Source organism: Siccibacter turicensis LMG 23730 (assembly GCF_000463155.2).
GTDB classification, from domain to species: Bacteria; Pseudomonadota; Gammaproteobacteria; order Enterobacterales; family Enterobacteriaceae; genus Siccibacter; species Siccibacter turicensis.
This window is the reverse complement of the sequence record NZ_AWFZ01000028.1, coordinates 142752-167606: the sequence shown is the minus strand read 5'-3', so window position 1 is coordinate 167606 and position 24855 is coordinate 142752. Positions and strand designations below refer to the sequence as shown.

The 24855-nt window shown below is 58.7% G+C and carries 21 protein-coding genes; 8 read left to right on the top strand and 13 right to left on the bottom strand.

Annotated elements, in window-relative coordinates:
- Nucleotides 1–182: 182 nt before the first annotated feature.
- Together fumA and fumC are read left to right on the top strand one after the other, a co-directional pair.
- The gene (gene fumA, locus DW58_RS05220) at nucleotides 183–1829 is read left to right on the top strand and encodes a class I fumarate hydratase FumA (RefSeq protein WP_024547509.1); all 1647 of its coding nucleotides are present in this window, start codon (nucleotides 183–185) and stop codon (nucleotides 1827–1829) included.
- Between the two features lie 143 nt (nucleotides 1830–1972).
- The gene (gene fumC / locus DW58_RS05215) at nucleotides 1973–3370 is read left to right on the top strand and encodes a class II fumarate hydratase (RefSeq protein WP_024547510.1); all 1398 of its coding nucleotides are present in this window, start codon (nucleotides 1973–1975) and stop codon (nucleotides 3368–3370) included.
- Here the strand turns inward: fumC and tus are convergent.
- The 6 genes from tus to ydgH form a co-directional block, all read right to left on the bottom strand.
- On the bottom strand, nucleotides 3367–4296 hold the full coding sequence (gene tus / locus DW58_RS05210; protein ID WP_024547511.1) for a DNA replication terminus site-binding protein: 930 nt from the start codon (nucleotides 4294–4296) through the stop codon (nucleotides 3367–3369). The two genes, fumC and tus, sit on opposite strands and share 4 nt — an antisense overlap.
- A gap of 270 nt (nucleotides 4297–4566) precedes the next feature.
- Complete coding sequence (gene rstB, locus DW58_RS05205; RefSeq protein WP_024547512.1) at nucleotides 4567–5847, bottom strand: two-component system sensor histidine kinase RstB; 1281 nt, start codon at nucleotides 5845–5847, stop codon at nucleotides 4567–4569.
- The gene (gene rstA, locus DW58_RS05200; protein WP_024547513.1) at nucleotides 5847–6569 is read right to left on the bottom strand and encodes a two-component system response regulator RstA; all 723 of its coding nucleotides are present in this window, start codon (nucleotides 6567–6569) and stop codon (nucleotides 5847–5849) included. Before rstA ends, rstB begins: the two co-directional genes overlap by 1 nt.
- Before the next feature lie 75 nt (nucleotides 6570–6644).
- Nucleotides 6645–7367 carry a dihydromonapterin reductase gene (folM, locus tag DW58_RS05195; RefSeq protein WP_024562618.1) on the bottom strand — a complete coding sequence of 241 codons (723 nt, stop codon included), beginning with the start codon at nucleotides 7365–7367 and terminating at the stop codon, nucleotides 6645–6647.
- 29 nt (nucleotides 7368–7396) lie between these two features.
- Entirely contained in the window at nucleotides 7397–8779 is a 1383-nt protein-coding gene (locus DW58_RS05190; protein WP_024548113.1) for an amino acid permease, read from the bottom strand.
- A 184-nt stretch (nucleotides 8780–8963) separates the two neighbouring features.
- Nucleotides 8964–9908 carry a DUF1471 family protein YdgH gene (gene ydgH, locus DW58_RS05185; protein WP_024548112.1) on the bottom strand — a complete coding sequence of 315 codons (945 nt, stop codon included), beginning with the start codon at nucleotides 9906–9908 and terminating at the stop codon, nucleotides 8964–8966.
- Nucleotides 9909–10429: 521 nt separating this feature from the next.
- On the opposite strand from ydgH, the gene pntA reads away from it, so the two are divergent.
- The 3 genes from pntA (at nucleotide 10430) to DW58_RS05170 (ending at nucleotide 14627) form a co-directional block, all read left to right on the top strand.
- Nucleotides 10430–11959 (top strand): Re/Si-specific NAD(P)(+) transhydrogenase subunit alpha, encoded by a 1530-nt coding sequence (pntA, locus tag DW58_RS05180; RefSeq protein ID WP_024548111.1) that lies wholly within the window; start codon nucleotides 10430–10432, stop codon nucleotides 11957–11959.
- A 10-nt stretch (nucleotides 11960–11969) separates the two neighbouring features.
- Nucleotides 11970–13358 carry a Re/Si-specific NAD(P)(+) transhydrogenase subunit beta gene (pntB, locus tag DW58_RS05175; protein WP_024548110.1) on the top strand — a complete coding sequence of 463 codons (1389 nt, stop codon included), beginning with the start codon at nucleotides 11970–11972 and terminating at the stop codon, nucleotides 13356–13358.
- A 138-nt stretch (nucleotides 13359–13496) separates the two neighbouring features.
- On the top strand, nucleotides 13497–14627 hold the full coding sequence (locus DW58_RS05170; RefSeq protein ID WP_024548109.1) for a mechanosensitive ion channel family protein: 1131 nt from the start codon (nucleotides 13497–13499) through the stop codon (nucleotides 14625–14627).
- 54 nt (nucleotides 14628–14681) lie between these two features.
- Here DW58_RS05170 and uspE read toward each other — a convergent pair whose 3' ends face one another.
- From uspE to ogt, 3 genes are all read right to left on the bottom strand, one after another.
- Nucleotides 14682–15632, bottom strand: coding sequence for a universal stress protein UspE (gene uspE / locus DW58_RS05165; protein WP_024548108.1), 951 nt, complete (start codon nucleotides 15630–15632; stop codon nucleotides 14682–14684).
- Between the two features lie 194 nt (nucleotides 15633–15826).
- Nucleotides 15827–16579, bottom strand: coding sequence for a fumarate/nitrate reduction transcriptional regulator Fnr (gene fnr, locus DW58_RS05160; protein WP_024548107.1), 753 nt, complete (start codon nucleotides 16577–16579; stop codon nucleotides 15827–15829).
- 173 nt (nucleotides 16580–16752) lie between these two features.
- Nucleotides 16753–17268, bottom strand: coding sequence for a methylated-DNA--[protein]-cysteine S-methyltransferase (gene ogt / locus DW58_RS05155; RefSeq protein WP_024548106.1), 516 nt, complete (start codon nucleotides 17266–17268; stop codon nucleotides 16753–16755).
- A gap of 922 nt (nucleotides 17269–18190) precedes the next feature.
- Between ogt and smrA the strand changes: the two genes are divergently transcribed.
- Nucleotides 18191–18748, top strand: coding sequence for a DNA endonuclease SmrA (smrA, locus tag DW58_RS05150; RefSeq protein WP_024548105.1), 558 nt, complete (start codon nucleotides 18191–18193; stop codon nucleotides 18746–18748).
- A gap of 18 nt (nucleotides 18749–18766) precedes the next feature.
- Here smrA and umuC read toward each other — a convergent pair whose 3' ends face one another.
- The 3 genes from umuC to DW58_RS05135 all read right to left on the bottom strand — a co-directional run bounded on the left by umuC (nucleotide 18767) and on the right by DW58_RS05135 (nucleotide 21945).
- Nucleotides 18767–20029, bottom strand: a complete 1263-nt coding sequence (gene umuC, locus DW58_RS05145; protein WP_024548104.1) for a translesion error-prone DNA polymerase V subunit UmuC — start codon at nucleotides 20027–20029, stop codon at nucleotides 18767–18769.
- Nucleotides 20030–20276: 247 nt separating this feature from the next.
- Complete coding sequence (locus DW58_RS05140) at nucleotides 20277–20504, bottom strand: non-oxidative hydroxyarylic acid decarboxylases subunit D (protein WP_024548103.1); 228 nt, start codon at nucleotides 20502–20504, stop codon at nucleotides 20277–20279.
- 10 nt (nucleotides 20505–20514) lie between these two features.
- Nucleotides 20515–21945, bottom strand: a complete 1431-nt coding sequence (locus DW58_RS05135) for a non-oxidative hydroxyarylic acid decarboxylases subunit C (protein WP_024548102.1) — start codon at nucleotides 21943–21945, stop codon at nucleotides 20515–20517.
- 279 nt (nucleotides 21946–22224) lie between these two features.
- Here DW58_RS05135 and DW58_RS05130 point away from each other — a divergent pair, with 279 nt between their 5' ends.
- Both DW58_RS05130 and DW58_RS05125 read left to right on the top strand, forming a co-directional pair.
- The gene (locus tag DW58_RS05130; protein WP_024548101.1) at nucleotides 22225–22509 is read left to right on the top strand and encodes a DUF2623 family protein; all 285 of its coding nucleotides are present in this window, start codon (nucleotides 22225–22227) and stop codon (nucleotides 22507–22509) included.
- Between the two features lie 89 nt (nucleotides 22510–22598).
- Nucleotides 22599–23021, top strand: a complete 423-nt coding sequence (locus DW58_RS05125; RefSeq protein ID WP_024548100.1) for a MarR family winged helix-turn-helix transcriptional regulator — start codon at nucleotides 22599–22601, stop codon at nucleotides 23019–23021.
- A gap of 54 nt (nucleotides 23022–23075) precedes the next feature.
- Here DW58_RS05125 and proP read toward each other — a convergent pair whose 3' ends face one another.
- The gene (gene proP / locus DW58_RS05120) at nucleotides 23076–24530 is read right to left on the bottom strand and encodes a glycine betaine/L-proline transporter ProP (protein ID WP_024548099.1); all 1455 of its coding nucleotides are present in this window, start codon (nucleotides 24528–24530) and stop codon (nucleotides 23076–23078) included.
- Between the last annotated feature and the right edge of the window lie 325 nt (nucleotides 24531–24855).

Genomic DNA, 24855 nt, shown 5'->3' with positions numbered 1-24855 from the left:
ATGTGGTTTTAATCTGCCGTATTAAACCAACAAACCGGTTTGAAGTAACCAGTGGGTGCAAAAAGTCGTATTAGTCTCAGTTTTTGTTAAAAAATTGTGTACGATGTTGCGACTCGCTTTTGAACAGGCACATGGAACATGCGCCGATAACATTCCACGTTGAAGCAGTAAGTGAGAGCACAATGTCGAACAAACCCTTTTATTATCAGGACGCCTTTCCCCTCAAAAAGGACGAAACTGAATACTATCTTCTGAGCCGCGACTACGTGTCCGTCTCGGAATTCGAAGGACAGCCGGTACTCAAAGTGGAGCCGCAGGCGCTGACCCTGCTGGCACAGCACGCGTTCCACGATGCGTCCTTCATGCTCCGTCCCGCCCACCAGCAGCAGGTTGCCGATATCCTCAACGATCCCGACGCCAGCGAGAACGATAAGTACGTGGCCCTGCAGTTCCTGCGTAACTCCGAGATCGCCGCGCGCGGCATTCTGCCGACCTGCCAGGACACCGGCACCGCCATCATTATGGGCAAAAAAGGGCAGCGCGTCTGGACCGGCGGCGGGGATGAAGCCGCGCTGGCTCACGGCGTCTACAACACCTATACCGAAGACAACCTGCGTTACTCCCAGAACGCCGCGCTGGACATGTATAAAGAGGTCAACACCGGCACCAACCTGCCGGCGCAGATCGACCTCTACAGCGTTGACGGCGAAGAGTACAAATTCCTGTGCATCGCTAAGGGCGGCGGCTCCGCCAACAAAACCTATCTCTATCAGGAAACCAAAGCGCTGCTCTCGCCGGGCAAGCTGAAAAACTACCTGGTGGAGAAGATGCGCAGCCTCGGCACCGCCGCCTGCCCGCCCTACCACATTGCGTTTGTGATTGGCGGCACCTCGGCGGAAGCGACGCTGAAAACCGTCAAGCTGGCCTCGACAAAATACTACGACGGCCTGCCCACCGAAGGTAACGAGCATGGTCAGGCGTTCCGCGATGTGCAGCTGGAGCAGGAGCTGCTGGAAGAGGCGCGTAACCTCGGCCTCGGCGCGCAGTTCGGCGGGAAATACTTCGCCCACGACGTGCGCGTGATCCGTCTGCCGCGTCACGGCGCCTCCTGCCCGGTCGGGATGGGCGTCTCCTGCTCGGCGGACCGTAATATCAAAGCCAAAATCAACCGCGACGGCATCTGGATTGAGAAGCTGGAGAACAATCCCGGGAAATACATCCCGCCGGCGCTGCGCCGTGAAGGCGAGGGGGAGGCGGTGCGTATCGATCTCAACCGCCCGATGGCAGAGATCCTCGCACAGCTCTCGCAGTACCCGGTCTCCACGCGCCTGTCGCTGACCGGCACCATTATCGTGGCGCGTGATATCGCCCATGCGAAGCTGAAAGAGCGCATCGATAACGGCCAGGGGCTGCCGCAGTACGTGAAAGATCACCCGATCTATTACGCCGGACCCGCGAAGACGCCAGACGGCTACGCCTCGGGTTCGCTCGGGCCGACCACCGCCGGGCGTATGGACTCCTACGTCGATCTGCTGCAGTCCCACGGCGGCAGCATGATCATGCTGGCGAAAGGCAACCGCAGCAAACAGGTAACCGACGCCTGCCACAAGCACGGCGGCTTTTACCTCGGCAGCATCGGCGGCCCGGCCGCGGTGCTGGCGCAGAACAGCATCAGGCGCCTCGAATGCGTCGAGTACCCTGAGCTGGGTATGGAAGCCATCTGGAAAATCGAAGTAGAAGACTTCCCGGCCTTCATCCTGGTGGATGACAAGGGCAACGACTTCTTCCAGCAGATCCAGTCCTCGGCCTGCGCCACCTGCGTTAAGTAAGCCAACCGCCCTTCGGGGCGGTTTTGTTATCCGCCGCTATAACGCACAAACCTGCAACCTGTCTTCCTGACATCATCCATACTTATTACCCGCAATTGAGCAGCGTCGGACTCGATAACTTTTGTTCTACACAGGAGAACGTCATGGCAACGCATCGCAGTGAAAAAGATTCCATGGGCGCAATTGATGTGCCGGCAGACAAACTCTGGGGCGCACAGACGCAGCGCTCGCTGGAGCATTTCCGCATTTCCACCGAGAAAATGCCGGTGTCGATGATTCAGGCGCTGGCGTTGACCAAACGCGCAGCGGCGCAGGTGAACCAGGATTTGGGGCTGCTGCCGGCCGAGAAAGCGCAGGCGATTATTCAGGCCGCGGACGAAGTGCTCGAGGGCAAACACCCGGACGAGTTCCCGCTCGCCATCTGGCAGACCGGGTCTGGCACCCAGTCCAATATGAACATGAACGAAGTGCTGGCCAACCGTGGGAGCGAGATCCTCGGCGGCGTGCGCGGGATGGATCGTAAAATCCACCCCAACGATGACGTGAACAAGAGCCAGAGCTCCAACGACGTGTTCCCGACCGCGATGCACGTTGCGGCGGTCATCGCCCTGCGCGAACAGCTTATCCCGCAGCTTAAGGTGTTGAAAAACACCCTGCATGAGAAATCTCAGGCCTTTGCTGACATCGTTAAGATTGGCCGTACCCATTTGCAGGACGCCACACCCCTGACCCTCGGGCAGGAGATCTCCGGCTGGGTAGCGATGCTGGAGCACAACCTGCGTCACCTGGAGCAGAGCCTGCCGCACCTCTCCGAGCTGGCATTGGGCGGTACGGCGGTGGGTACCGGGCTGAACACCCATCCGGAATATGCCGTGCGCGTGGCCCAGGCGCTGGCCGACCATACCGGGCAGCCGTTCGTCACCGCTCCGAACAAGTTTGAGGCGCTGGCCACCTGCGATGCGCTGGTACACGGCCACGGCGCGCTGAAAGGGCTGGCGGCCTCGCTGATGAAGATCGCCAACGACGTGCGCTGGCTGGCCTCCGGCCCGCGCTGCGGCATTGGCGAACTGGCCATTCCGGAAAACGAGCCGGGCAGCTCGATCATGCCGGGGAAAGTAAACCCGACCCAGTGCGAAGCCATGACCATGCTGTGCTGTCAGGTGATGGGCAACGACGTGGCGCTCAACATGGGCGGCGCGTCGGGCAACTTCGAGCTGAACGTCTATCGCCCGATGGTGATCCACAACTTCTTACAGTCGGTGCGGCTGCTGGCCGACGGCATGGAGAGCTTCAACGCGCACTGCGCGGTCGGCATTGAGCCGGTGCGCGAACGCATCGATCAGCTGCTCAATGAGTCGCTGATGCTGGTCACTGCGCTGAACACCCACATCGGCTATGACAAAGCCGCGGAGATCGCCAAAAAGGCGCATAAAGAGGGGCTGACACTGAAAGCCGCCGCGCTGAAGCTGGGCTATCTCAGCGAGGCGGAGTTTGATGCGTGGGTGCGGCCGGAGGAGATGGTCGGCAGCATGAACGTTTAGCGCGCCAGATAGAGGTGCAGGCGTGGAATAAGCAGCGTAAGCGGCTCCGCCAGCGGTTTGTGGCGGTGCTGCACGTTATCGGCGTTGTAGTTTAACAGCTCGCCGAGATCGGGCACGCTGCTCCCCGGTGCCGGGGGGCAGAGGGCAATAATCGGCGTGGCGCAGGCGTACTGTACCTGTTTCTGATCCTGGGCATACCAGACCCGCGCCACCGGCTGCACCTTCACCGGACGTTTAATCTTCAGCCGCGCCTGCTCGGGAAGGGCGGCAATATCCTGATACTCCTGCTCCAGATGCGCCAGCCACTGCTCACGCGTCCACGGCGCCTGCGCCCGGGGCGATTTCATGCTCTTCTCCAGCATCTCCAGCACCTCATCCCGGGTAAGATTTTTGATCACGTGCTTGTTGGCCCAGCCAAAGCGCAGGCTGGCCGGGTTATCCACCGCCACCAGCTTGCGGTAGGCGTTCAGCGTGATCAGGCCCGGCAGGTGGCGGTGCACCCATTCGAAACGTCGGGCGGGCGGCAAGCCGCTCTCTTTGGCAATCAACTGCTCCAGCGTGGCTTTCAGGGTGTTCACCTCCGCGATCTGCTGGTGGATGTCGGCCCGCTCCTCGTCGCTCACCGCCAGGCAAATGGCCCCCGGCAGGCGCACCGCCGCCTTGCTGCTGCGGTTTTCCGACTGCTGCTGAATAAACAGGTGGGTGTAGTGAGCGAGCGCCGCTGCGTGGGCCTGCTTACCGATAAGCTGATTGACGGCGATGGTCTCCAGCAGATCGTGCTCTTCGCCTTTTTTCACCGCCGGCAGGGTAAATACCCGGGCAGTCAGCAGATGGGCGGCGGCGAGCCGCTCGCGCACCCCGGCAAGCTGGCGCTCCAGTTCGCGAAACGTGGTGGTCAGGCGTTCAATCAGGTCGTAGTGCGTCATGCGGCGCTCCATTAGTTACAACATACTTATTGTTATAGCACAGGATGCACGGTTCAGGCCACGGTGTGGGGTAAGTTTTGCAGCGAATGGAGGGGGAATTTGTGGGGAGCAGCGTGCGTGCGGAGCGCAGAGGCGTCATCAGGCAGGGCGGATACACTGATTTGCTGGCTGCCAGACGTCGCCTGTTACGCCTCTGAGGCGGTTATGCGTAGCGCGCTCGCCTTACAGAAAGCGTTTATCAGTCTCGCATAAGGGATGGCCGTAGCGCTCCTACAGCCCCTCTGACGGCCAGCTAAAGCGAAAACGCGCCCCGCCATCGCGGCTGGTGTCTACGACGACCTGGCCTTTCATTGCCACGGCGATGGAGCGCACGATCGCCAGCCCAAGGCCGCAGCCGCCGGTGGCGCGGTCGCGGCTGGGGTCCAGCCGGACGAAGGGGTCAAACACGCGCTCGCGCTCCTGCTCGGGGATCCCCGGCCCGTCGTCCTCCACCGCCAGCGCCCGCTGGCTCTCATCCACGTCAAGGGAGATACGCAGCGTCCGCTGGCTGTAGCGCAGCGCGTTGTTGATCAGGTTATCCAGCACCCGGTCCATCAGCCGCACGTCCACCCGGGCCACGGTCGGCGTATCGGGGAGGGTGAGCAGGATCTGCCGTTCGGGATGGATATACCGCAGCTCTGCGGTGCGCTCGCGCAGCCAGTGCGACAGATTAAGCTCGCTCAGGGTAAGGTCGGTCTGCGGGCGATCGAGACGGGCAAAGGTAAGCAGCTCATCAATCAGCCCCTCAAGCTCGCTAATATCGCGGTTCAGCCCCCGCGCCTCGTCATCGCTCAGGTTATCGCTCATCTCCAGGCGGTAACGCAGCCGCACCAGCGGGGTGCGCAGCTCATGGGCGATACCGTCGATCAGCTGTTTTTTACTGGCGATCAGGGCGTTGATGTTATCCGCCATCTGGTTGAAGGCTACCCCGAGGCGCTGGAAGCTGGAGTCCGGATCAAAATGGATACGCTCATCAAGCTTCCCGCCCCCCAGACGCTGGGCGGCAGACTCCAGCTTCAGCATCTCCTGCCAGTGCGGGCGCATCCAGATAAACACCGGCACCGCCAGCGAGAAGGCGATAAGCGCGATCAGCGCGATATCCAGCAGCCGCATCTGGTGCAGGAAGAACAGATAGGGCACCGGACCCACCGCCAGCACGTAGTTGCTCTGGGGAATGCGCTGAATGAAGGTGTACTCTTTATCGACGGCGATGATGTCCCCGGCGCGCAGCCGCTTCATGCCCGACGCGTTGAGGGTAAACTTCGTCAGCGGTTCGATGCGCAGTTTGAACGACAGATTGAGATCAAGCTCGCCGATGGTTTTATTCCAGTCCTTCGGAGGGATTTCATCCAGCTCGCTGCGCATCAGATAGAGCGAGCTTTTCATCAGGTCATCCAGCGACTGTCGGCCCGCGCGTTCAGCGGTGAACTTGTACACCAGGCCAACCAGCATGGTCATCACCAGGAAGCAGGCAAACAGCAGCAGATAGAACTGGACGAAAAGCTTTCTCATCAGGCTTCGGTATCCCAGGCGTGAGGTGCAAACAGGTAGCCTTTGTTGCGCACGGTTTTGATGCGGTACGGCTCGGTGGCGCTGTCGTTAAGCTTTTTACGCAGCCGTGAAATCGCCACGTCCACGCTGCGGTCCAGCCCGTCATAGCTCACCCCGCGCAGGTTTTTAAGCAGCGCATCGCGATCCATGATAAGCCCGGCATGGGTGGCAAGCTCCCACAGCAGGTCGAAATCAGCGGTGGAGAGGCTTACCAGCGTGCGTCCGAGGGTGACCTGGCGGTTGAGCGGGTCAATGCACAGAGTACCGAACTGCAACGCCTTGTGCGGGCGCAGTGTGGTGGGGAGGGTGTCCTGCGCCGGCGCCTGACGCTGGCGCAGATGCAGCCGTAGCCGGGCCAGCAGCACCGGCGGCGGGGTGGTTTTCAGGATATAGTCGCTGGCTCCCATTTCGAGGGCGAGAATATGGTTCATATCGCTGTCGAGCGAAGTAAGCAGGACAATCGGGCCGTCCCACTGCGGGCGTAGATCGCGGCACAGCGTCATGCCGTCTTTTCCGGGCAGCATAATGTCCAGCAGCACCAGGTCCGGCTGTTCCCGGGCAATGGTTGCCTCGGCCTGGTCGCCCCGGTTTTCAATCACCACGTCAAGGTCGTGCTTGCCCAGCCAGGCGGCGATAAGCGACCCGACCTCCGGGTCGTCCTCAACAAAAACAATCTTGCTCATCGTGCGTTGCGCTCACGAAAAAAATCCAGGATACACGCCCCTGGATATGAATACTATCAATCCTGAGTAAACAACTCAGCGAAGGGGACGACCTCCGTCCACCCCAAACGAGCGGCCCGTGACGTAGCAGCTGGTGAGCAGGTAGTCCACCAGGTCGATGATCTCCTTTTCACCCGGCGCGATCTTCATCAGCGATTTGCTCAGCGCCTTCTGGCGATATGCAGCATCGTCACCTTCGTTAAACAGGATCAGCGACGGAGCGATGGCGTTCACCTTCACTTCGGGGGCCATTTTTTTGGCGAACGAGCGCGTCATGTTATCCAGCGCGGCTTTGCTGGCCGCATAGGCGATGTGTTTGTCGCTTCCGCGCTCCACCACGTAGTCGGTGAAGTGAATGATATCGCTCGCCGCATGGCCGCTGCCGCGCAGCAGCGGTTCAAAGGCGTAGTTGAGCAGATAGGGGGCGTGAACGTGGATCTGCAGCATGGCCGAGAGCACGTCCTGCGGTGCGTGGGCGGGGGACTCCGCCAGCCAGGCGCTGGCGTTGTGCAGCACCGCGCGCAGGCTGGTGGTGCGGCGCTTAACCTCATCGGCAAACGCCAGAATGCCCTCGTCGGTGCAGAAGTCGGCCTCAATACAGACGCCGCCAGCCTCTTCGAGCACGTCGATAGCCGGATAGCGCGTACGGTAGCTGACAATGACCGGATGCTGCTGGGCTAAAAAGTGATGCGCCAGCGCAAGGCCGATGCGACGGCCTCCGCCAGTAATCAGAATGGGGCGGTCAGGACTCTTTCCCATCGGTCACTCCTCGTTATTCAGGGTGGGGATCAGCGCATCAGCATCCAGGTTGCCGGCAGCGCAGCAATCAGCAGGGCCACCATCGCCGTTTTCTCGCGGCGGTTAAGCCGGACGTTGTCGCTATGGGTGCGGCGGGCATACACAAACACCAGCAGGCCAGGCGCATACAGTACCACCGACAGCAGCAGGTGCATTGGGCCCGAAGCATACAATAACCATAAGCCATAAATGCACGCCCCGACACCCACCATCCGGTGCAGCGGTTTTTTAGCGATTTTAAGCAGATACGCGCCAACCAGGAAGTAGGGCACGAGGATCATTTCCGAGGCGATGGTCAGCAGGGTGTTGTAGTCCGACCCGGTCAGCCAGATCAGCACCAGACAGAGCTGCACGCTGATGTTGGTCAGCCACAGCGAGGCAGACGGCGCGTTGCGGGCGTTCTGGCGGGCGAACACCTTCGGAAACGCTTTGTGCGTTGCCGCCAGCAGCGGCACCTCAGCGGCCATAATGGTCCAGCTCAGGTAGGCGCCGCACACCGAGACGATAAGCCCGGCGGAGATCACCACTTCGCCCCACTTGCCCATCATCTCAACCATCAGCCCGGCCATTGACGGGTTGCGCATCTGCGCCAACTCAGGGCGGGCAACCACGCCGAGCGACAGCAGCGTCACCAGCAGGTAGACCACCAGCGCGGAAAGTACCGCCAGCAGCGTCGCGCGGCCAACGTCGTTTTTATTGCGCGCGCGGGCGGAGACCACCACCGCGCCCTCCACGCCGATAAACACCCACAGGGTGATCAGCATGGTGTTTTTCACTTGCTCCCACACCGGGACGCCCAGCGATACCCCGGTAAAGTCGAGCGTGAAGGTATCCATGTTGAAGGCCATCACCGCCAGCACCACAAACAGGCCGAGCGGCAGCAGCTTCGCCAGCGTCGCCGCCAGATTGATGCTGGCCGCGGTTTGCACGCCGCGCAGCACCAGCCAGTGCACCAGCCACAGCAGCACCGACGCGCCAACGATGGATTGCCAGGTATTGCCGTCGCCAAACAGGCGCAGCTCAGGGGTATCGGTAAAGAAACTCAGGGCCGAGAAGACGATGACCAGATAGGACACGTTGGCGATCACCGCACACAGCCAGTAACCCCAGGCGGAGCAGAAGCCCAGCAGCTCGCCGAAGCCTTCGCGCGCATAGGTGAAGATACCGCCGTCCAGGTCCGGGCGAATGCGGGTGAGGATCAGCATCGCCACCGCCAGCATCAGGATGCCGATGCCGGTGATCCCCCAGCCAATCAGCAGCGCGGCCGGGCTTGCCACATCCGCCATGTTCTGTGGCAGGCTGAACACGCCGGCGCCCAGCATTGAGCTCAGGACCAGTGCAGTCAGTGCCGCCAGACCCAGTTTCTTTTCCATAGGTATCCTGTCAGTAACGAGAGAAGATCCAGAATAATTATTACGCTATAACGCATAAACATGGAGGATCGCACTAAGGCGCGGGATTTTACGCAGAGGGTGGCGCGCTTGCAATGAGATGAACAGCAAATAATATCAAATGACAAAAAAGGCAGCCGGGGCTGCCTTTTTTATTCACGCGCGCTTACTTGTACAGGTCGGCGCTGATGGTCATGTTGCCGCCGCTTTCCTGCCACTGGCGGGTGACATGGTAGTACCTGGCGCCTTTCTTCGCGGCGCGTTTGGCCACCTGATAGGAGACGTCGGTCATGCTGTGGTAGTTGCCGGTGAACTTCACGCTGTCGAACGGCACCATTTGGGCGGCGGTGACTTTGTTCACTTCCTGCACGGATGTGCCGTCCGGCAGGGTGACAGTGTAACGGCCACCTTTAGAGGACTGGGTTTCGAAGAAGCGGCCCACGTCGCTTGACGGCGCGGAGGAGGTAGCAACACCCGGAATTTCTACTTTCTTCGCCGCTGTACCGCCCTGCGCCAGCGCAGCACGCCCGGCATCGGAGTCGGCCGGAATCGCGTCCGGGCTCTGCAGGACGCGTTTCTTCGCATCGGCTTTATAGAGGAACGCGGTAATCAGCTGGTTGCCGCCCTGGTTAGCATCCACCTGACGCACGACGTAAAACGCGTGCGCGTCTTTGGCCTTCGCCTTTTTGGTGATGGCATCGTTAACTTCAGGCTGGCTGCGGAAGAAGCCTTTGACCGTGACGGTATCGTAAGGCTCAAGCGCGAACGCCTGATCCTTCGGCAGCTCGACCACGCCGTTGATCACGCGGTTCTGCTGGGCATCCGCTTTGGGTGCGTCTTCATGATAGACATCGGCCACGACGCGCCAGTTGCCGCTGTTGCCGGTGTCGTTGGTATCCAGAACGTAAAAAGAGGCGGCGCCCATCGCGTCGGCACGACGAGAAACGGCGGTCACCGCTTCGTTGATGGCGTTAAAGCGCCCGGTTACCGTAATGCGGTCATACGGTTTCAGAGCGGCGGCCTGGTCCGGCGTTAATTCTGTCGCGGCATGAGCGGACAGCGTGGTCGCAGCAATTACTGCGGACGCCAGAAGGGTGTTCTTGAGAGTCATAAAAATAATCCTTCGCCTTGCGCAAACCAGATACTGGTGTTGTGTATATGAATAAATCGTTAGCGCCCGATTATGGCATTGTTCCGTTGTGACTGTCTGCGTCATTTTTCACACGCCGTGCGACGCGTCGGGCAAGTTGTATAACCTTTAGTAATAGTTGCAAAAAATAGCGCGTTGACCGGTTAAAACGATAAAGCTTATGAGTTTTTACGTTAAATCATTGTTAAATATCGCACCGCTGGGCGCGCAGAATCATGTTTTACCGCTCCGCTTAAGCGGATTATCAGCCTTCTCACCCCTGATTCTGGTAAAAAACGCTGTCAGCGCGCGCAGACGCTACACTTTCACTGATTAAGTCATAAAAACGCATCGCAAGCGGTGGATCGCAGGCGGTAATTTCAGTAGGTTATACAACGTTTGTTACAGCTTCTTTTCTCAGGCGCTGCACCCCACGACCTGTTTTGGCGTGGCGCAGCGCGTGACTGTCACACCATCAATCGAAACCGATGGAAGGGAATACTATGCGTATTGGGGTACCGAAAGAGGGGTTAGCCAACGAAACCCGCGTGGCTGCGACGCCGAAAACCGTCGAACAGCTGCTGAAACTGGGATTCACCGTCGCGGTTGAGCGCGACGCGGGCAAGCTGGCAAGTTTTGATGATGCCGCATTTCTTGCGGCCGGGGCGCTTGTGGAATCCACAAGTGAGGTCTGGGCGTCGGATATCATTCTGAAAGTCAACGCGCCGCTGGAGCACGAAATTGCGCTGCTGCAGCCGGGTACTACGCTGGTGAGCTTTGTCTGGCCGGCGCAGAATCCGGAACTGATGGAGAAGCTGGCGGCCCGCGGTGTGACCGTCATGGCCATGGACTCGGTGCCGCGCATCTCCCGCGCCCAGTCGCTTGACGCGCTGAGCTCCATGGCGAACATCGCCGGCTATCGCGCCATCGTGGAGGCCGCCAACCAGTTTGGTCGCTTCTTTACCGGGCAAATTACCGCCGCCGGTAAAGTCCCGCCCGCGAAGGTGATGGTTATCGGTGCAGGCGTGGCCGGGCTGGCCGCCATCGGTGCCGCCTCAAGCCTTGGTGCCATCGTGCGCGCTTTCGATACCCGTCCTGAAGTGAAAGATCAGGTTAAAAGCATGGGCGGCGAATTCCTTGAACTCGATTTTGAAGAGGAAGCGGGAAGCGGCGACGGCTATGCGAAGGTGATGTCTGAAGCTTTTATCAAAGCCGAGATGGCGCTGTTCGCCGCCCAGGCGAAAGAGGTGGATATCATCGTCACCACCGCGCTTATCCCTGGCAAGCCCGCACCGAAGCTTATCACTCGTGAGATGGTTGACAGCATGACCCCCGGCAGCGTGGTGGTGGATCTCGCCGCGCAGAACGGCGGCAACTGTGAGTACACCGTGCCGGGTGAGATCTTTACCACTCCGAACGGCGTGAAGATCATCGGCTATACCGATCTGGCGGGCCGTCTGCCGACCCAGGCTTCCCAGCTTTACGGCACCAACCTCGTCAACCTGCTTAAGCTGCTGTGCAAAGAGAAAGACGGCAACCTGACCGTCGATTTCGACGACGTCGTCGTGCGCGGCGTGACGGTGATCCGCGACGGGGAAGTCACCTGGCCTGCGCCGCCGATTCAGGTTTCCGTACAGCCCCAGGCGGCGCCGAAAGTTGATGCCGCGCCGCCCGTGCCGGAAACCCCGGCCTCGCCGTGGCGCAAATACGCCCTGATGGCGCTGGCCATTATTCTCTTCGGCTGGCTGGCTGACGTCGCGCCGAAAGAGTTTCTCGGCCACTTCACCGTGTTCGCGCTCGCCTGCATCGTTGGCTACTACGTGGTCTGGAACGTCTCCCACGCCCTGCACACGCCGCTGATGTCGGTCACCAACGCCATCTCCGGGATTATTGTGGTCGGTGCGCTGCTGCAAATCGGCGACGGCGGCTGGGTCAGCTTCTTCAGCTTTATCGCGGTGCTGATCGCCAGCATCAATATTTTTGGTGGGTTCACCGTTACTCAGCGCATGCTGAAAATGTTCCGGAAAAATTAAGGGGTAACACATGTCTGGAGGATTAGTTACAGCTGCATACATTGTTGCCGCGATCCTGTTTATTTTCAGTCTGGCCGGGTTGTCAAAGCATGAAACGTCGCAGCAGGGCAACCGCTTCGGTATCGCCGGGATGGCGATTGCGCTGCTGGCCACCATTTTTGGCCCGGATACCGGCAACGTGGTGTGGATCATCGTCGCTATGGTGATCGGTGGCGCCATCGGTATGCATCTGGCGAAGAAAGTGGAAATGACCCAGATGCCGGAGCTGGTGGCGATCCTGCACAGCTTCGTGGGGCTGGCGGCGGTGCTGGTGGGCTTCAACAGCTACCTGCATCACGACGCAGGCCTTGAGCCGGTGCTGGTCAACATTCATCTCACCGAAGTGTTCCTCGGCATCTTCATCGGGGCGGTGACCTTCACCGGTTCGGTGGTGGCGTTCGGCAAGCTGCGCGGCACCATTTCGTCTAAGCCGCTGATGCTCCCCAACCGCCATAAGATGAACCTTGCGGCGCTGGTGGTCTCCTTCCTGCTGCTGATTGTCTTTGTGCGCGCCGAGAGCGTCGGCCTTCAGGTCCTGGCGTTGCTGTTGATGACTCTCATCGCGCTGGCGTTCGGCTGGCATCTGGTGGCGTCCATCGGCGGGGCGGATATGCCGGTGGTGGTGTCGATGCTCAACTCCTACTCCGGGTGGGCGGCGGCGGCGGCGGGCTTTATGCTCAGCAACGACCTGCTGATCGTCACCGGGGCGCTGGTAGGTTCGTCCGGTGCGATCCTCTCCTACATCATGTGTAAGGCGATGAACCGCTCCTTCTTCAGCGTTATTGCCGGCGGTTTCGGCAGCGACGGGCAAACCGGCGGCGACAGCGAAGAAGCGGGCGAGCACCGTGAAATCACCGCCCATGAAACGGCGGAGCTGCTGAAAAACTCCACGTCGGTCATCATCACCCCAGGCTATGGGATGGCGGTGGCGCAGGCGCAGTACCCAGTGGCGGAAATCACCGAGAAGCTGCGCGCGCGCGGCGTGAAGGTGCGTTTCGGCATCCACCCGGTTGCCGGGCGTCTGCCGGGCCACATGAACGTGCTGCTTGCTGAAGCGAAAGTACCGTACGACATCGTGCTGGAGATGGACGAGATCAACGACGATTTCGCCGATACCGACACGGTGCTGGTGATCGGTGCTAACGACACCGTTAACCCGGCGGCGCAGGACGATCCGAAGAGCCCCATCGCTGGTATGCCGGTGCTGGAAGTGTGGAAAGCCCAGAACGTGGTGGTGTTTAAGCGCTCCATGAACACCGGCTACGCCGGGGTGCAGAACCCGCTGTTCTTCAAAGAGAACACCCAGATGCTGTTTGGTGACGCCAAAGCCAGCGTCGACGACATTCTTAAAGCGCTGTAACAGCGCCTGCTGCATAAACCGTCCTTCGGGGCGGTTTTTTTACGTCTGTTGCCGGGCTTATCTGATTTACGTCCGCATTTTTCGACGCCTCACCCCAGCTGTCTATACTTTTACTTCGCTGTAAAAAGAGGAGGAGTAATGGATTATCTGGCCCGGCTCAATTTTGTGTCGTTACTGATGACGCCGACGTTCTGGATCGGTGTCGCCACCGTCGTTGTTGTCACTCTGGTGACCTACTGGTTGCTCAACCGCCTGCTGGCCATGCTGCATAAAGGCGTGCAGAACTGGCGGGGAAGCCATCAGCAGGAGGTCAATAACCATCGCATGCGGGTGATCCTGTTCGACATGCTCAACCGCACCAGCAAGCTGCTGATCTTTATTGCCGCCTTCCTGTTCAGCCTGCGCTTTGTCTCCCTGCCTGACCGGCTTTACGGCACCATCTCTCATGCCTGGTTCCTGGTGCTGGCGGTGCAGGTCGCCCTGTGGTTTGACCAGGTGGTGCAGTCGTGGCTACGCCATCTGATTTCAGCGCCTGGCTCCAACAAAAATCCGGTCACGCTGGTCATCGTCGGCATCCTGCTGCGCGCTCTGGTGTGGTCCATCATGCTGCTGTCGATTCTGGCGAACGCCGGGGTGGATATCACGGCGCTGGTGGCAAGTCTCGGGGTAGGGGGTATTGCTATTGCCCTGGCGGTGCAGACCATCCTCAGCGATGTCTTTGCCTCGCTCTCCATCGGCTTTGATAAACCCTTTGAGATTGGCGACTTCGTGGTGTTTGGCGATGTGGCGGGTACCATCGAGCACATCGGCCTGAAAACCACCCGTATTCGCAGCCTGAGCGGGGAGCAGATCGTCTGCGCCAACGCCATTCTGCTGCAGCAGACGCTGCACAACTATAAGCGCATGCAGACGCGTCGTATCGTCTTTACCTTCGGCGTCTCCTACTCGACGCCGCCGGAAAAGCTGCGTCTGGTTGGCGACATGGTGAAGCAGATTATTACCGACGTCGGCGAAACCAAATTCGACCGTGCGCACCTGCAGGCCTTCAGCCAGGACCGTCTGACCTTTGAAGTGGTGCATATCGTCAATACGGCGGACTACAACAAGTACATGGATATCCAGCAGGAGATCAACATCCGCATTATCGAAGGGCTGGCCGAGCATGAGATTGAGCTGGCGCTGCCAAGCCTTATCGTGCGCTCGCCGTTCTCAAGCGGCGCCGGGCAGCAGAAAGTGGCGCAGCAGGCCGCGCCGCCAACCCTGGATTAGGGTTTGGCTGGCAAAAAAAAGCCCACCGTTCGGTGGGCTTTTTCGCATCCGGGACTAGTCGTCTTCGTCGTCGTCCAGCTCAACCGGACTCTGGTAGTCATCCGGTTTGATGACCAGCAGGTCGCAGCGCAGCCGGTCGATAACCTGCTCCGCAGTATTACCGAGGAACGCGGCGGACAGCCCGGTGCGCCCGACGGTGCCGAGCACCACGATCCCGGCCTGTAGATGTTCGGCCAGATCCGGGATGACCTCTTCCGGCAGCCCTTTCTCGACGTGGGTGCACTTCTCATCAATACCAAAGCGCTGGCGCAGGGATTTCATCGCCAGCAGGTGCTGGCCGCGAATGGCATCGTTATAGACGCTGGGGTCGAAATCCGGCAGCTCAATGGCAATATTGATAGGCGTTACGGGATAGGCACCCACCAGCTGCACTTCGGTGTGGTTGACGTTCAGCGCCAGCTGCTGGGTTTCGCGTATCAGCTTCTCGTTGAGCGCGTTGTGGTACGGCTCTTCGCTGGCAAGGTTGACCGCCACCACCGCTTTCCCGCCTTCCGGCCACGGCTGATCCTTCACCATCCATACCGGGCAGGGGCACTTGCGCAGCAGATGCCAGTCGGTGGGGGTGAAAATCACGGATTCGAGACGGTCGTGCTGGTGGGCCATTTTGAGCAGCAGGTCATGATCGCCGCTGATGACTTCCTGAATGATGGCTTCGTAAGGGCGGTTGTGCCACACCACTTTTATCTCAATCGGCACGCCCGCTTCGATGTAATACTGCGCCTGCTCACGTATCCAGGCGGTACGCTGGCTGATTACGCCCTGACGCATGGCGGTGCGCTCATCGGGAGACAGCAGGGTGGTCATCTCGTAAGAAAAGTCATAAATCGGCAGGAACGCTTTAATCCGGCCACCAATCCGTTGATGCAGGTAAACTGCACGCCGTAACGCTGGCTGATCGTCCTGGTTAGGATCGATGGCCACCAGCATGTTTTGATACTTTGCCATACAGGGTCTCCTTACTTAATGCTAACCACTTGCTCCCGTTTTCCGTCACGCCCTTGCGCTTCGCCTGAACGTGATAAATCGCGGGCAGAGTTAACTTTAAGAGTAACCCATAAGGATTGAATGAAACAGATGAGAACCCTTTGCCAGATCAATAATTCAGGAAAATCCGGCGATCCGACAAAGGGCAGAGAAGGTCAGGCGACGTTGCGGGATTGCCCGGCAAGCTGCGACAGAATTTCGCTGTTTTCGATAGTGATGTACTTACCTTTTACCGCCAGCATGCCGCTTTTCTGGAAGCGACCCAGCAGACGACTGATGGTTTCCACGGTCAGCCCCAGGTAGTTACCGATATCGCCGCGGGTCATGGTCAGACGGAACTCACGCGGCGAGAAGCCACGCTGGGCGAAACGGCGGGAGAGGTTATAGATAAACGCCGCCAGACGCTCCTCGGCATTTTTCTTGGACAACAGCAGGATCATATCCTGGTCGCCTTTGATTTCGCCGCTCATCAGACGCATCATCTGCTGACGCAGGTTCGGCATCTTCCCGGACAGGTCGTCCAGAGTTTCGAACGGAATTTCGCAGACCATTGAGGTCTCCAGCGCCTGGGCAAAGCTCGGATGGTGCGCCGTACCGATGGCGTCAAACCCAACCAGATCGCCTGCCAGGTGGAAGCCGGTAATCTGCTCGTCGCCCTGTTCGGTGATGGTGTAGCTCTTAATGGTGCCGGAACGAATAGCGTAAAGCGATTTCAGCTCATCACCCGCTTTAAAGAGCGTTTGCCCCTTCTGGATAGGTTTTTTGCGCTCAATGATATTATCGAGCTGATCTAACTCATGCTCGTTCAGAGTAAAAGGGATGCATAACTGGCTGATGCTGCAATCCTGGCAATGGATGGCACAACCGCCAGACTGAATTCGTTTAATAATTCGTTTTTCCGGGATCATAGTTCTGCTCAGGCCGTAATTGATGTTGGTCAATTTTAACATCATTTTCTCTGACAGGTAAGCCCATCAAACAGCAAATTCAGGATGGCGAGAAAAATCTCTGTTATTTCTGAATTTGCGCGAGGCGGCGGGAATTAAACGCAGCGCTATTCACCGATATTGTTAATTAGAAGTTATATAAGTAAATAACCTTCGTGTTGTAATAACCATTGCTTACGTTGCACGCCGCCGGCATAGCCGGTCATGGTGCCGTTGCGGCCAATTACCCGATGGCAGGGCACCACAATGCTTACCGGATTCGAACCGTTTGCCGCGCCCACCGCACGCGCCGCGCCCGCTCGCCCAAGCTGGGCAGCAAGCTGACCGTAGTGCATCACCTGCCCGCATGGGATGGCGCGCAGCGCCGCCCACACTTCTCGCTGGAATGCCGTTCCGGCAGTGGCAGTAGGCAGGGTAGTAATAATCCCGAGATCGCCATCAAAATAATTTTTTAGCGCCTCGCTAAGCCCGCCGGGATTATTACTGGCGAGGCGCTGATAGCCGGCCGGACCGTAATGAATATTCAGCAGCTGCACCATGCGATCGCTGTGCTCTTCCCATTCCACGGCGCGCAGCTGATACTGCTCGTCGCAAATTATCCATAACGGGCCCAGCGGGGTCGCGATTTTATCTTCCAGTAATTTCAACATGGTATGCTCCGGTGCCGACATTTATGCCGGGGCGTAACATAACATGCGCATCGGGACGCGTGCCACAACCCCCAGGGTGTAATCCTGAAGGGGAACAGGTTGTTCGCCGGGATAGCGCCTTATCCGATGCTAATAATTGAGAGATGGGTCACAGTTATTGGCTGCGGCTATCGTCCTGTGACGAAAAAAAACAGCGCGCTGTTTATTGATGCCTGGTTTAATGGGCGGAAAATACGCGAAATAATAACGATGTGGTTTTGGCTTTCTATTTTTTAGTAATGCTTGGCGATAATTTTATGATTCACTGACTGCGTTGGAAAATAGACATTACGGTATTTTTAATCTGGCTTTTTTAATAAAGAGACGCATGGTGAATTCTTCTTAATGGAAGAGCGCGGTAACCTGACGCGTTTATTTTACGAGTATCGACAACTAACCTGTGTATGGCCGACATTCGCTCAACAGGCAGGCGGGACAAGGGTCTCGCTGGACCTGCATCGGTTTTCTGAAAGGACGAGCCGCAACGACTATTTTTCTGGCGCCCATTAAAGGATGAAAAAAATAGAGCCTGCCGACATCCGTCAGGCTCTATAGTACACAGCAGTGCTTCCAGAGCAGAGTCCCGACCTTTATTCCTCGGGGCCGGATTCATTTATTTATAGCAACGTCCCGGCCGTTTTGGCAGCATATTTTAGTGACGCAATTCACGTATCCTTAACGTAAATTTTTGAGTGGCCGCTTTTTAAGCGAATTAATAATTAAGGCCTGCTTAAATATCAGGCAAATGTCATTTGTGCAACGCGGAGCGATATCTCCTCCGCGTGCCCCGCTGCGTACCCCGTCATCCGTGCTATCCCGGCGTTGAGACTGTGTCTTTATACAGCTATAGTGTGTTCGTCATGCAGCACCGGGAGGATTGACGATGAACTCTGATGATAAAGCTCTGTTTCTGGACGCCATGGAGGATGTCACCCCCTTTACGCAGTCAACCCGGCGGTTGGTACCCACAGCGCCGCGTCCGCGTCAGCAGATTGATACGCTCCAGCTGGATAATTTTCTCACCACCGGTTTTCTCGATGTCATCCCGCTCGGTGAACCGCTGCTGTTCAAGCGCGAAGGGCTGCAAAGCGGGGTGCTGGAAAAGCTGCGTCAGGGTAAGTACGCGCAGCAGGCCAGCCTCAATCTGCTGCGTCAGCCGGTAGAGCAGTGCCGCCAGCAGCTGTTTGCCTTTATTCAGCGCTGCAGCGAACAGAGCCTGCGCACGCTGCTCATCGTTCACGGCAAGGGGCGGGACGATCGGTCCCATGCCAATATCGTGCGCAGCTATCTTGCCCGCTGGCTGACCGAATTCGAGCAGGTTCAGGCCTTCTGTAGCGCACTGCCGCACCACGGCGGCAGCGGAGCCTGCTATGTGGCGCTGAAAAAGTCCGCCGAAGCGAAGCAGGAGACCTGGGAGCAGCACGCCAAGCGCAGCCGCTGACAGCCAGCGGCGCACGCCTCACCAGTCCGCACGGGCCACCGGCACATCGCTCAGTTGCGTGGTCCAGGCGGGTGAGAGCATGGTGCGTTTCATGCCCCACTCCTGGCGCATCCCCTGGCCGGCAAACCAGAGCGACTGGCCGTTTTTCTGGTTGATGTGGTCCATCAGCGTCATCAGCCTGTCGCCGTTAGCGCGCGGCGTAAAGGCATCAAACAGATTGAGCTGCGCAACCCCCTGACTGAAAAAATCCCCCAGCATCACGCCGGCTTTCTGATAACGCAGCCCGTCGCGCCAGACCTGCTCCAGGCAGTGGGTCGCCGCGGCGATAATATCGCGCGTATCCTGGGTCGGGGTTTGCAGGGCGATCCCGGCACGCTGGCTGTAATAAGGCTCATGGGGATCGTGCGGGCTGTTTTTAAGGAAGGTGGAGACGTAGCGGCAGTACTGATGTTCTGCTCGCAGCTTCTGGGCCGCGCGCGCCGCCCAGGTGCAGATAGCTTCCCGCACCGCCTGATAGTCGCTGACGCGTTCACCAAACGAGCGCGAGCTGATGATCTCCTGTTTGGTTGGCGCAAACTCCTCGAAGGCCAGGCAGGGCTCACCGCGCAGTTCACGTACCGTGCGCTCCAGCACGACGTTGAAGTTTTTGCGGATAAACCAGAGATCGCTTTGCGCCAGCTTGAGCGCATTGTCGATCCCCATCGCGTTCAGCTTCGCGCTCAGGCGACGGCCTACGCCCCATACGGCATCCACCGGTAACAGCTGCATCAGCCGCCGCTGGCGCGCGGGATCGGAGAGATCCACCACGCCTCTGGTCTGCGGCCATTTTTTGGCGGCGTGGTTTGCCAGCTTGGCGAGGGTTTTGGTCGGGGCGATGCCGACCCCGACGGTCAGCATGGTATGTTGATAAATACGGTCGCGAATGGTGTGCCCGAATGCGTCGAGCCGATCGATTCCGCTCAGGTCGGCAAAGGCTTCATCAATGCTGTAGATCTCCACCTGCGGGCAGAGCTGTTCAAGGGTATCCATCACCCGCTGGCTCATGTCGCCATACAGCCGGTAGTTGCTGCTGAAGACCACCACGCCGTTGCGCTCCAGCATGGCTTTCTGCTTAAACCAGGGCTCGCCCATGCCGATACCCAGCGCTTTCGCCTCGGCGGAACGAGAGATAATGCAGCCGTCGTTATTCGACAGCACCACCACCGGCTTACCGAGCAGATCCGGCCGCCAGGCGGTTTCGCAGCTGGTATAAAAGGAATTTACGTCTACAAGTGCCAGCATCGTCAGGCTCCCATACGTGCTACGCCAGTGTGCGGCGTAAAAATAGCGTCAACCCGGTTGACGGGGTTCATTCGTTGCATCGTTTTTTAATTTTACTGTGTTTATATACAGTATCGTCAGCAGGCTGAAACAATCAAGCCGCGGCGCGAAAAAAACGCCATCGTGAAGAGGGATTCGGAATCGGGTGGGTAAACCGGTGAGGGAACTGACGGGGAACGGCGGGCCAGCGGTCCGCCGTTCAGGGTGATTACGGGGTTAACAGCGGCGGCACCGTGGGCACCTCCGGCGCATTGTCGATATCCTGCTGGGTCATGCGGAACGCCTGCGGATAGTGTTCGCGGCTGGTACGGCGCAGGGGCTCCGTGTCGCGCCAGGTATAAAAGCAGCGCTGGCACTGGTAAACCGTCCAGACGCCTTCCACGGGTGAGGTTGCCATCACTTCTACATGTGCATCGGCGCAGCGTGGGCAGATCATCGTTGCCTCCTTATTGATGTCGATTGGCCAACATGGCCGTCAGTTTTTCCACCCACAGCGACGTTTCCGGCAGATCCTTGACCGGCTGGCTGTAGTGGCCGCGGGTATCCGGCGCAACCGGGGTAGTGGCGTCGATAATCAGTTTGTCGGTAATCCCCGCCGGGCTGGAGCCGGGGTCAAGCTCCAGCACCGACATATTGGGCAACTGCACCAGATCCCCCGCCGGGTTTACCTTCGACGACAGCGCCCACATCACCTGCGGCAGGTCGAACGGGTCGACATCTTCGTCCACCATGATCACCATCTTCACATAGCCCAGGCCGTGCGGCGTGGTCATGGCGCGTAGGCCAACGGCGCGGGCAAAGCCGCCGTAGCGTTTTTTGGTGGAGATAATCGCCAGCAGGCCGTGGGTGTACATGGCGTTTACCGCCTGCACTTCCGGAAACTCCGCTTTCAGCTGCTGATAGAGCGGAACACAGGTTGCGGGACCGATGAGATAGTCGATTTCGGTCCAGGGCATCCCGAGGTAGAGCGACTCATAAATGGGGTTAGTGCGCCAGGAAACCTTGTCGATGCGCACCACCGTCATATTGCGCCCGCCGGAGTAGTGGCCAGTGAACTCCCCGAATGGGCCTTCAATTTCGCGTTTCCGGCCTTCAATAACCCCTTCAAGGATCACCTCCGATCCCCAGGGCACGTCGAAGCCGGTGAGCGGCGCGGTAGCGATGGGATAAGGGCTTTCTCGCAGCGCACCGGCCATTTCATACTCGGACTGGTCGTACTTCAGCGGGGTGGCGCCCATCAGCGTGATGATCGGATCGTTGCCCAGGGTAATGGCGATGGGGAGATCCTCGCCGCGCTCCTCCGCGTTGTGCAGGTGCAGCGCGATGTCATGCATCGGTACCGGCTGCAGACCAAGCCGGCGTTTGCCTTTGACCTCCATCCGGTAGATACCGACGTTCTGCTTGCCGAAGTGCGTCGGGTCGAGCGGATCGCGTGATACCACGCAGGCTTTATCCAGATAGAAACCGCCGTCGCCGTCGTTCAGGCGGAACAGCGGCAGGATATCGAACAGGTTGATATCGTCACCGTCCGCGCTGTTTTCAGCCCAGGCCGGATTGCTGCGGCGCTCCGGTGCCACCGGAAAGGTATCCCAGCGGCGGATAAACTCCTCTATCTGTCGTTTAACCGGGGTTGCTGGGGGTAGCCCCAGCGAGATGGCATGGTTCTGCCATGACCCGATGGTATTCATCACTACGTGAGCCCGATCGAAGCCTTTGATATGAGTAAAGGATATCGCCGGCGCGCCGTCCCCGATGCGTCCCGTCGCGTTAGCGGCCGCCGCGATATCCGGCTCGGCCTGCACCTCTTCGTTAATCTCAAGCAGCTGTCCGTGCGCATCCAGCGCGCGTAAAAAGCTGCGCAAATCGTCAAACGCCATCTCTGTCCCTCCCGTTATGAATCGGTTTCCCGACCCGGCCAACGCGACACGGCGGTGAGCCTCGCTCTCTGTCTTGTCACCTGCGCTCGCCAGATTTTGTTCGTGTGCGAACTTTATGGCAGGGTAATCCTGTTGGCTGGGTGAGGCAACGGGGGAGAAGGGGAAAGTTCGTGTACGAATGTTTCAGCTTTCCCGCGCCGCGTTCGCTAACCCCTAAGAGGGCTTTTTAAACCGTGCTGATTCGTTATATATTTATGTATATAACGATGCGAGGTACGTATGAAAAATCATTTTGGTAAAGGCCTGATGGCGGGATTTACGGCGGCGGGGCCCTGTCCGGTAAAGGTGCCGGCCCGGTTTTGCGCCGAGTACAAGCGCGGTTATGTGCTGGGCTACTGTTATCAGCTGGAGCAAAAAACCGGTGAAAAACGCGTCGCGGCGCTGGAAGCGGGCAGACTGACGAAGCAGTACAACCTCGATCGCAACCTGATGACGGAATTCTTTACCGAGTTTCAGTCGGACAACGCCGTGCGCTATTTTAATATCGGCTATACGGGGAAATAACGGGTACGACCGGGCGTGAAGGCTCAACGGTGCGGGGAAAATACGATAAGCTTTGCAGTATCACGCGTTTCCCTACAGAGCGATCACTCATGAGCAACGATATCAGCACCATTCCTTTCCATCTGATGCGCCAGCTGATTCAGGAGCACACCGCCCGCTGGCAAAAATCGTTGCCCGACCTTACCAAGCAGCAGTACGCCGTACTGACAGCGGTGAGGGAAAAGCCGGGTATTGAGCAGATGGAACTGATGGATGCAGCGGTCAGTACTAAAGCAACCCTGGCTGAACTGCTGGCACGGATGGAAAAAAAAGGGTTGATTGCGCGTCAGCAGGGGGATGCTGACAGGCGTCGCCGCTTTATATTTTTAACCGATGCCGGGCAGGCGGCGCTGGCCCAGGCAAAGCCCGTGGCGGACAAGGTGGATGCGGCATTTCTGGACGCGCTCTCCGCCCCGCGCCAGCAGGCGCTGGTTGAACTGCTCCAGGATATGCTCAGCGGCGTGAAAACCTGATGGCGTGCCCCTCACATAAAAAAAGCCGGATTGTTATCCGGCTTTTTGGTTGCATCACGCGGGGTTCTGCGCCGCGGGCTGCTTTTTGCCGCGCTGGCGGCGCAGCGTGTTGATCAGCGAGTGCGCTTCCGCATGGGAGGCGACCGCGGGCGATGAGCCGCTCAGCGGCTTACGGGCGGTTTCCCGCAGCGTCAGTACGGTAATCAGGCCAATCACCCCGGCACCCATCATATAGTAGGCGGGCATCATCACGTTCTGCGTGGTATCCACCAGCCAGGCGGTGATAAGCGGCGTGGTGCCGCCGAACAGTGATACCGAGACGTTGAAGCCGATGGCCAGCGCGCTGTAGCGAATATCGGTGACGAACAGCGCCGGCAGCGTCGCCGGCATGGTGCCGCTAAAGCAGGTGTGCAGCACGCCCAGCACGATTAACCCGGCGAATACCGCCAGCATGTTACCGGAACCGATCAGCATAAAGCTCGGAATAGCCAACAGCACCAGGCCCAGCGCGCCGACGCCAATTACCGGGCGACGCCCGATGCGGTCGGTCCAGTGGCCCCAGACCAGAGTCAACGGCATCATCACGAACATCACCACCATCACCAGCAGCAGGCCGGTCAGCTCGCTCAGCCCCAGTACGCCGGTCAGATAGCTCGGCATGTACGAGGTCAGCATGTAGTTCGAGACGTTAAACACCAGCACCAGCCCGATACACTTCAGCAGCTGCTTTTTATGCTGGTTCAGCATCTGGAACAGCCCGAGGCGCGGCTTGCTGTGCTCGAGCGCCTCCTGCTTATCCATATGATCCTTAAACGCCGGCGTCTCTTCGAGCTTCAGACGGATATAGAGGCCGAACAGCCCCAGCGGCGCGGCGAGGAAGAAGGGAATGCGCCAGCCCCAGTCGAGCATCGCCTGGGCGGGAAGTACGGCCATCATGATGGTGACCAGGCTCGCCCCCAGCAGGTAGCCGCCGAGGGTACCGAACTCCAGGAAGCTGCCCATAAAACCGCGGCGCTTGTCGGTGGAGTACTCAGCGATAAAGGTGGCTGCACCACCATACTCGCCGCCGGTGGAGAAGCCCTGCACCAGACGGGCAATCAGCAGCAGGATCGGCGCCATAATACCGATGCTGCCGTAATCCGGGATCAGGCCGATGCAGAAGGTGCCGATCGACATCATGATCATGGTGAACGCGAGCACCTTCTGGCGGCCAAAGCGATCGCCGAGCGGGCCAAATACCATCCCGCCCAGTGGGCGTACCAGGAACGCGGCGGCGAAGGTCCCGAAGGAGGCGATGAGCTGCGCGGTGGCGCTGGCGTCCGGGAAGAAGACTTTCCCGATGATCACGGCCAGATAGCTGTAAACACCAAAGTCGAACCACTCCATGGTGTTGCCGAGTGCGGCGGCGCCCACGGCGCGTTTAAGTAATTTGCTGTCGATCACCGTGATGTCATCGACGGTAAGCTCAGATTTTTTTTCGTGCGGTACGGCGGTTGTCGTGGTGGTCATAAACTCCCCATAAATGTTGATGGAGCAGCTTATAGCTTTCGCAGCCGGGACGTTCAAAGAAGGAAAAGAAAGCTATAAGAGGCTAAAAGTTGAGCCAGGTCACATTCCGTGAGTGGCTGCCACCTTAAAGAAAACTCGGCGCAGGTGCAACTTTGTGGCGTTAAACACCTAATTTATGGGCTTATCACGTGTTACGTGCTGGTTGTTTGCTTTTTGGGCGGGGTAAATAATTATGCTGATTTAAGGGAAATGCGCGCCAACAGGTTGCAGATTATGCGGCGCAGGGCGGTGGCGGGCGGCAGATATTGTGTGATGCGGAGCGGCA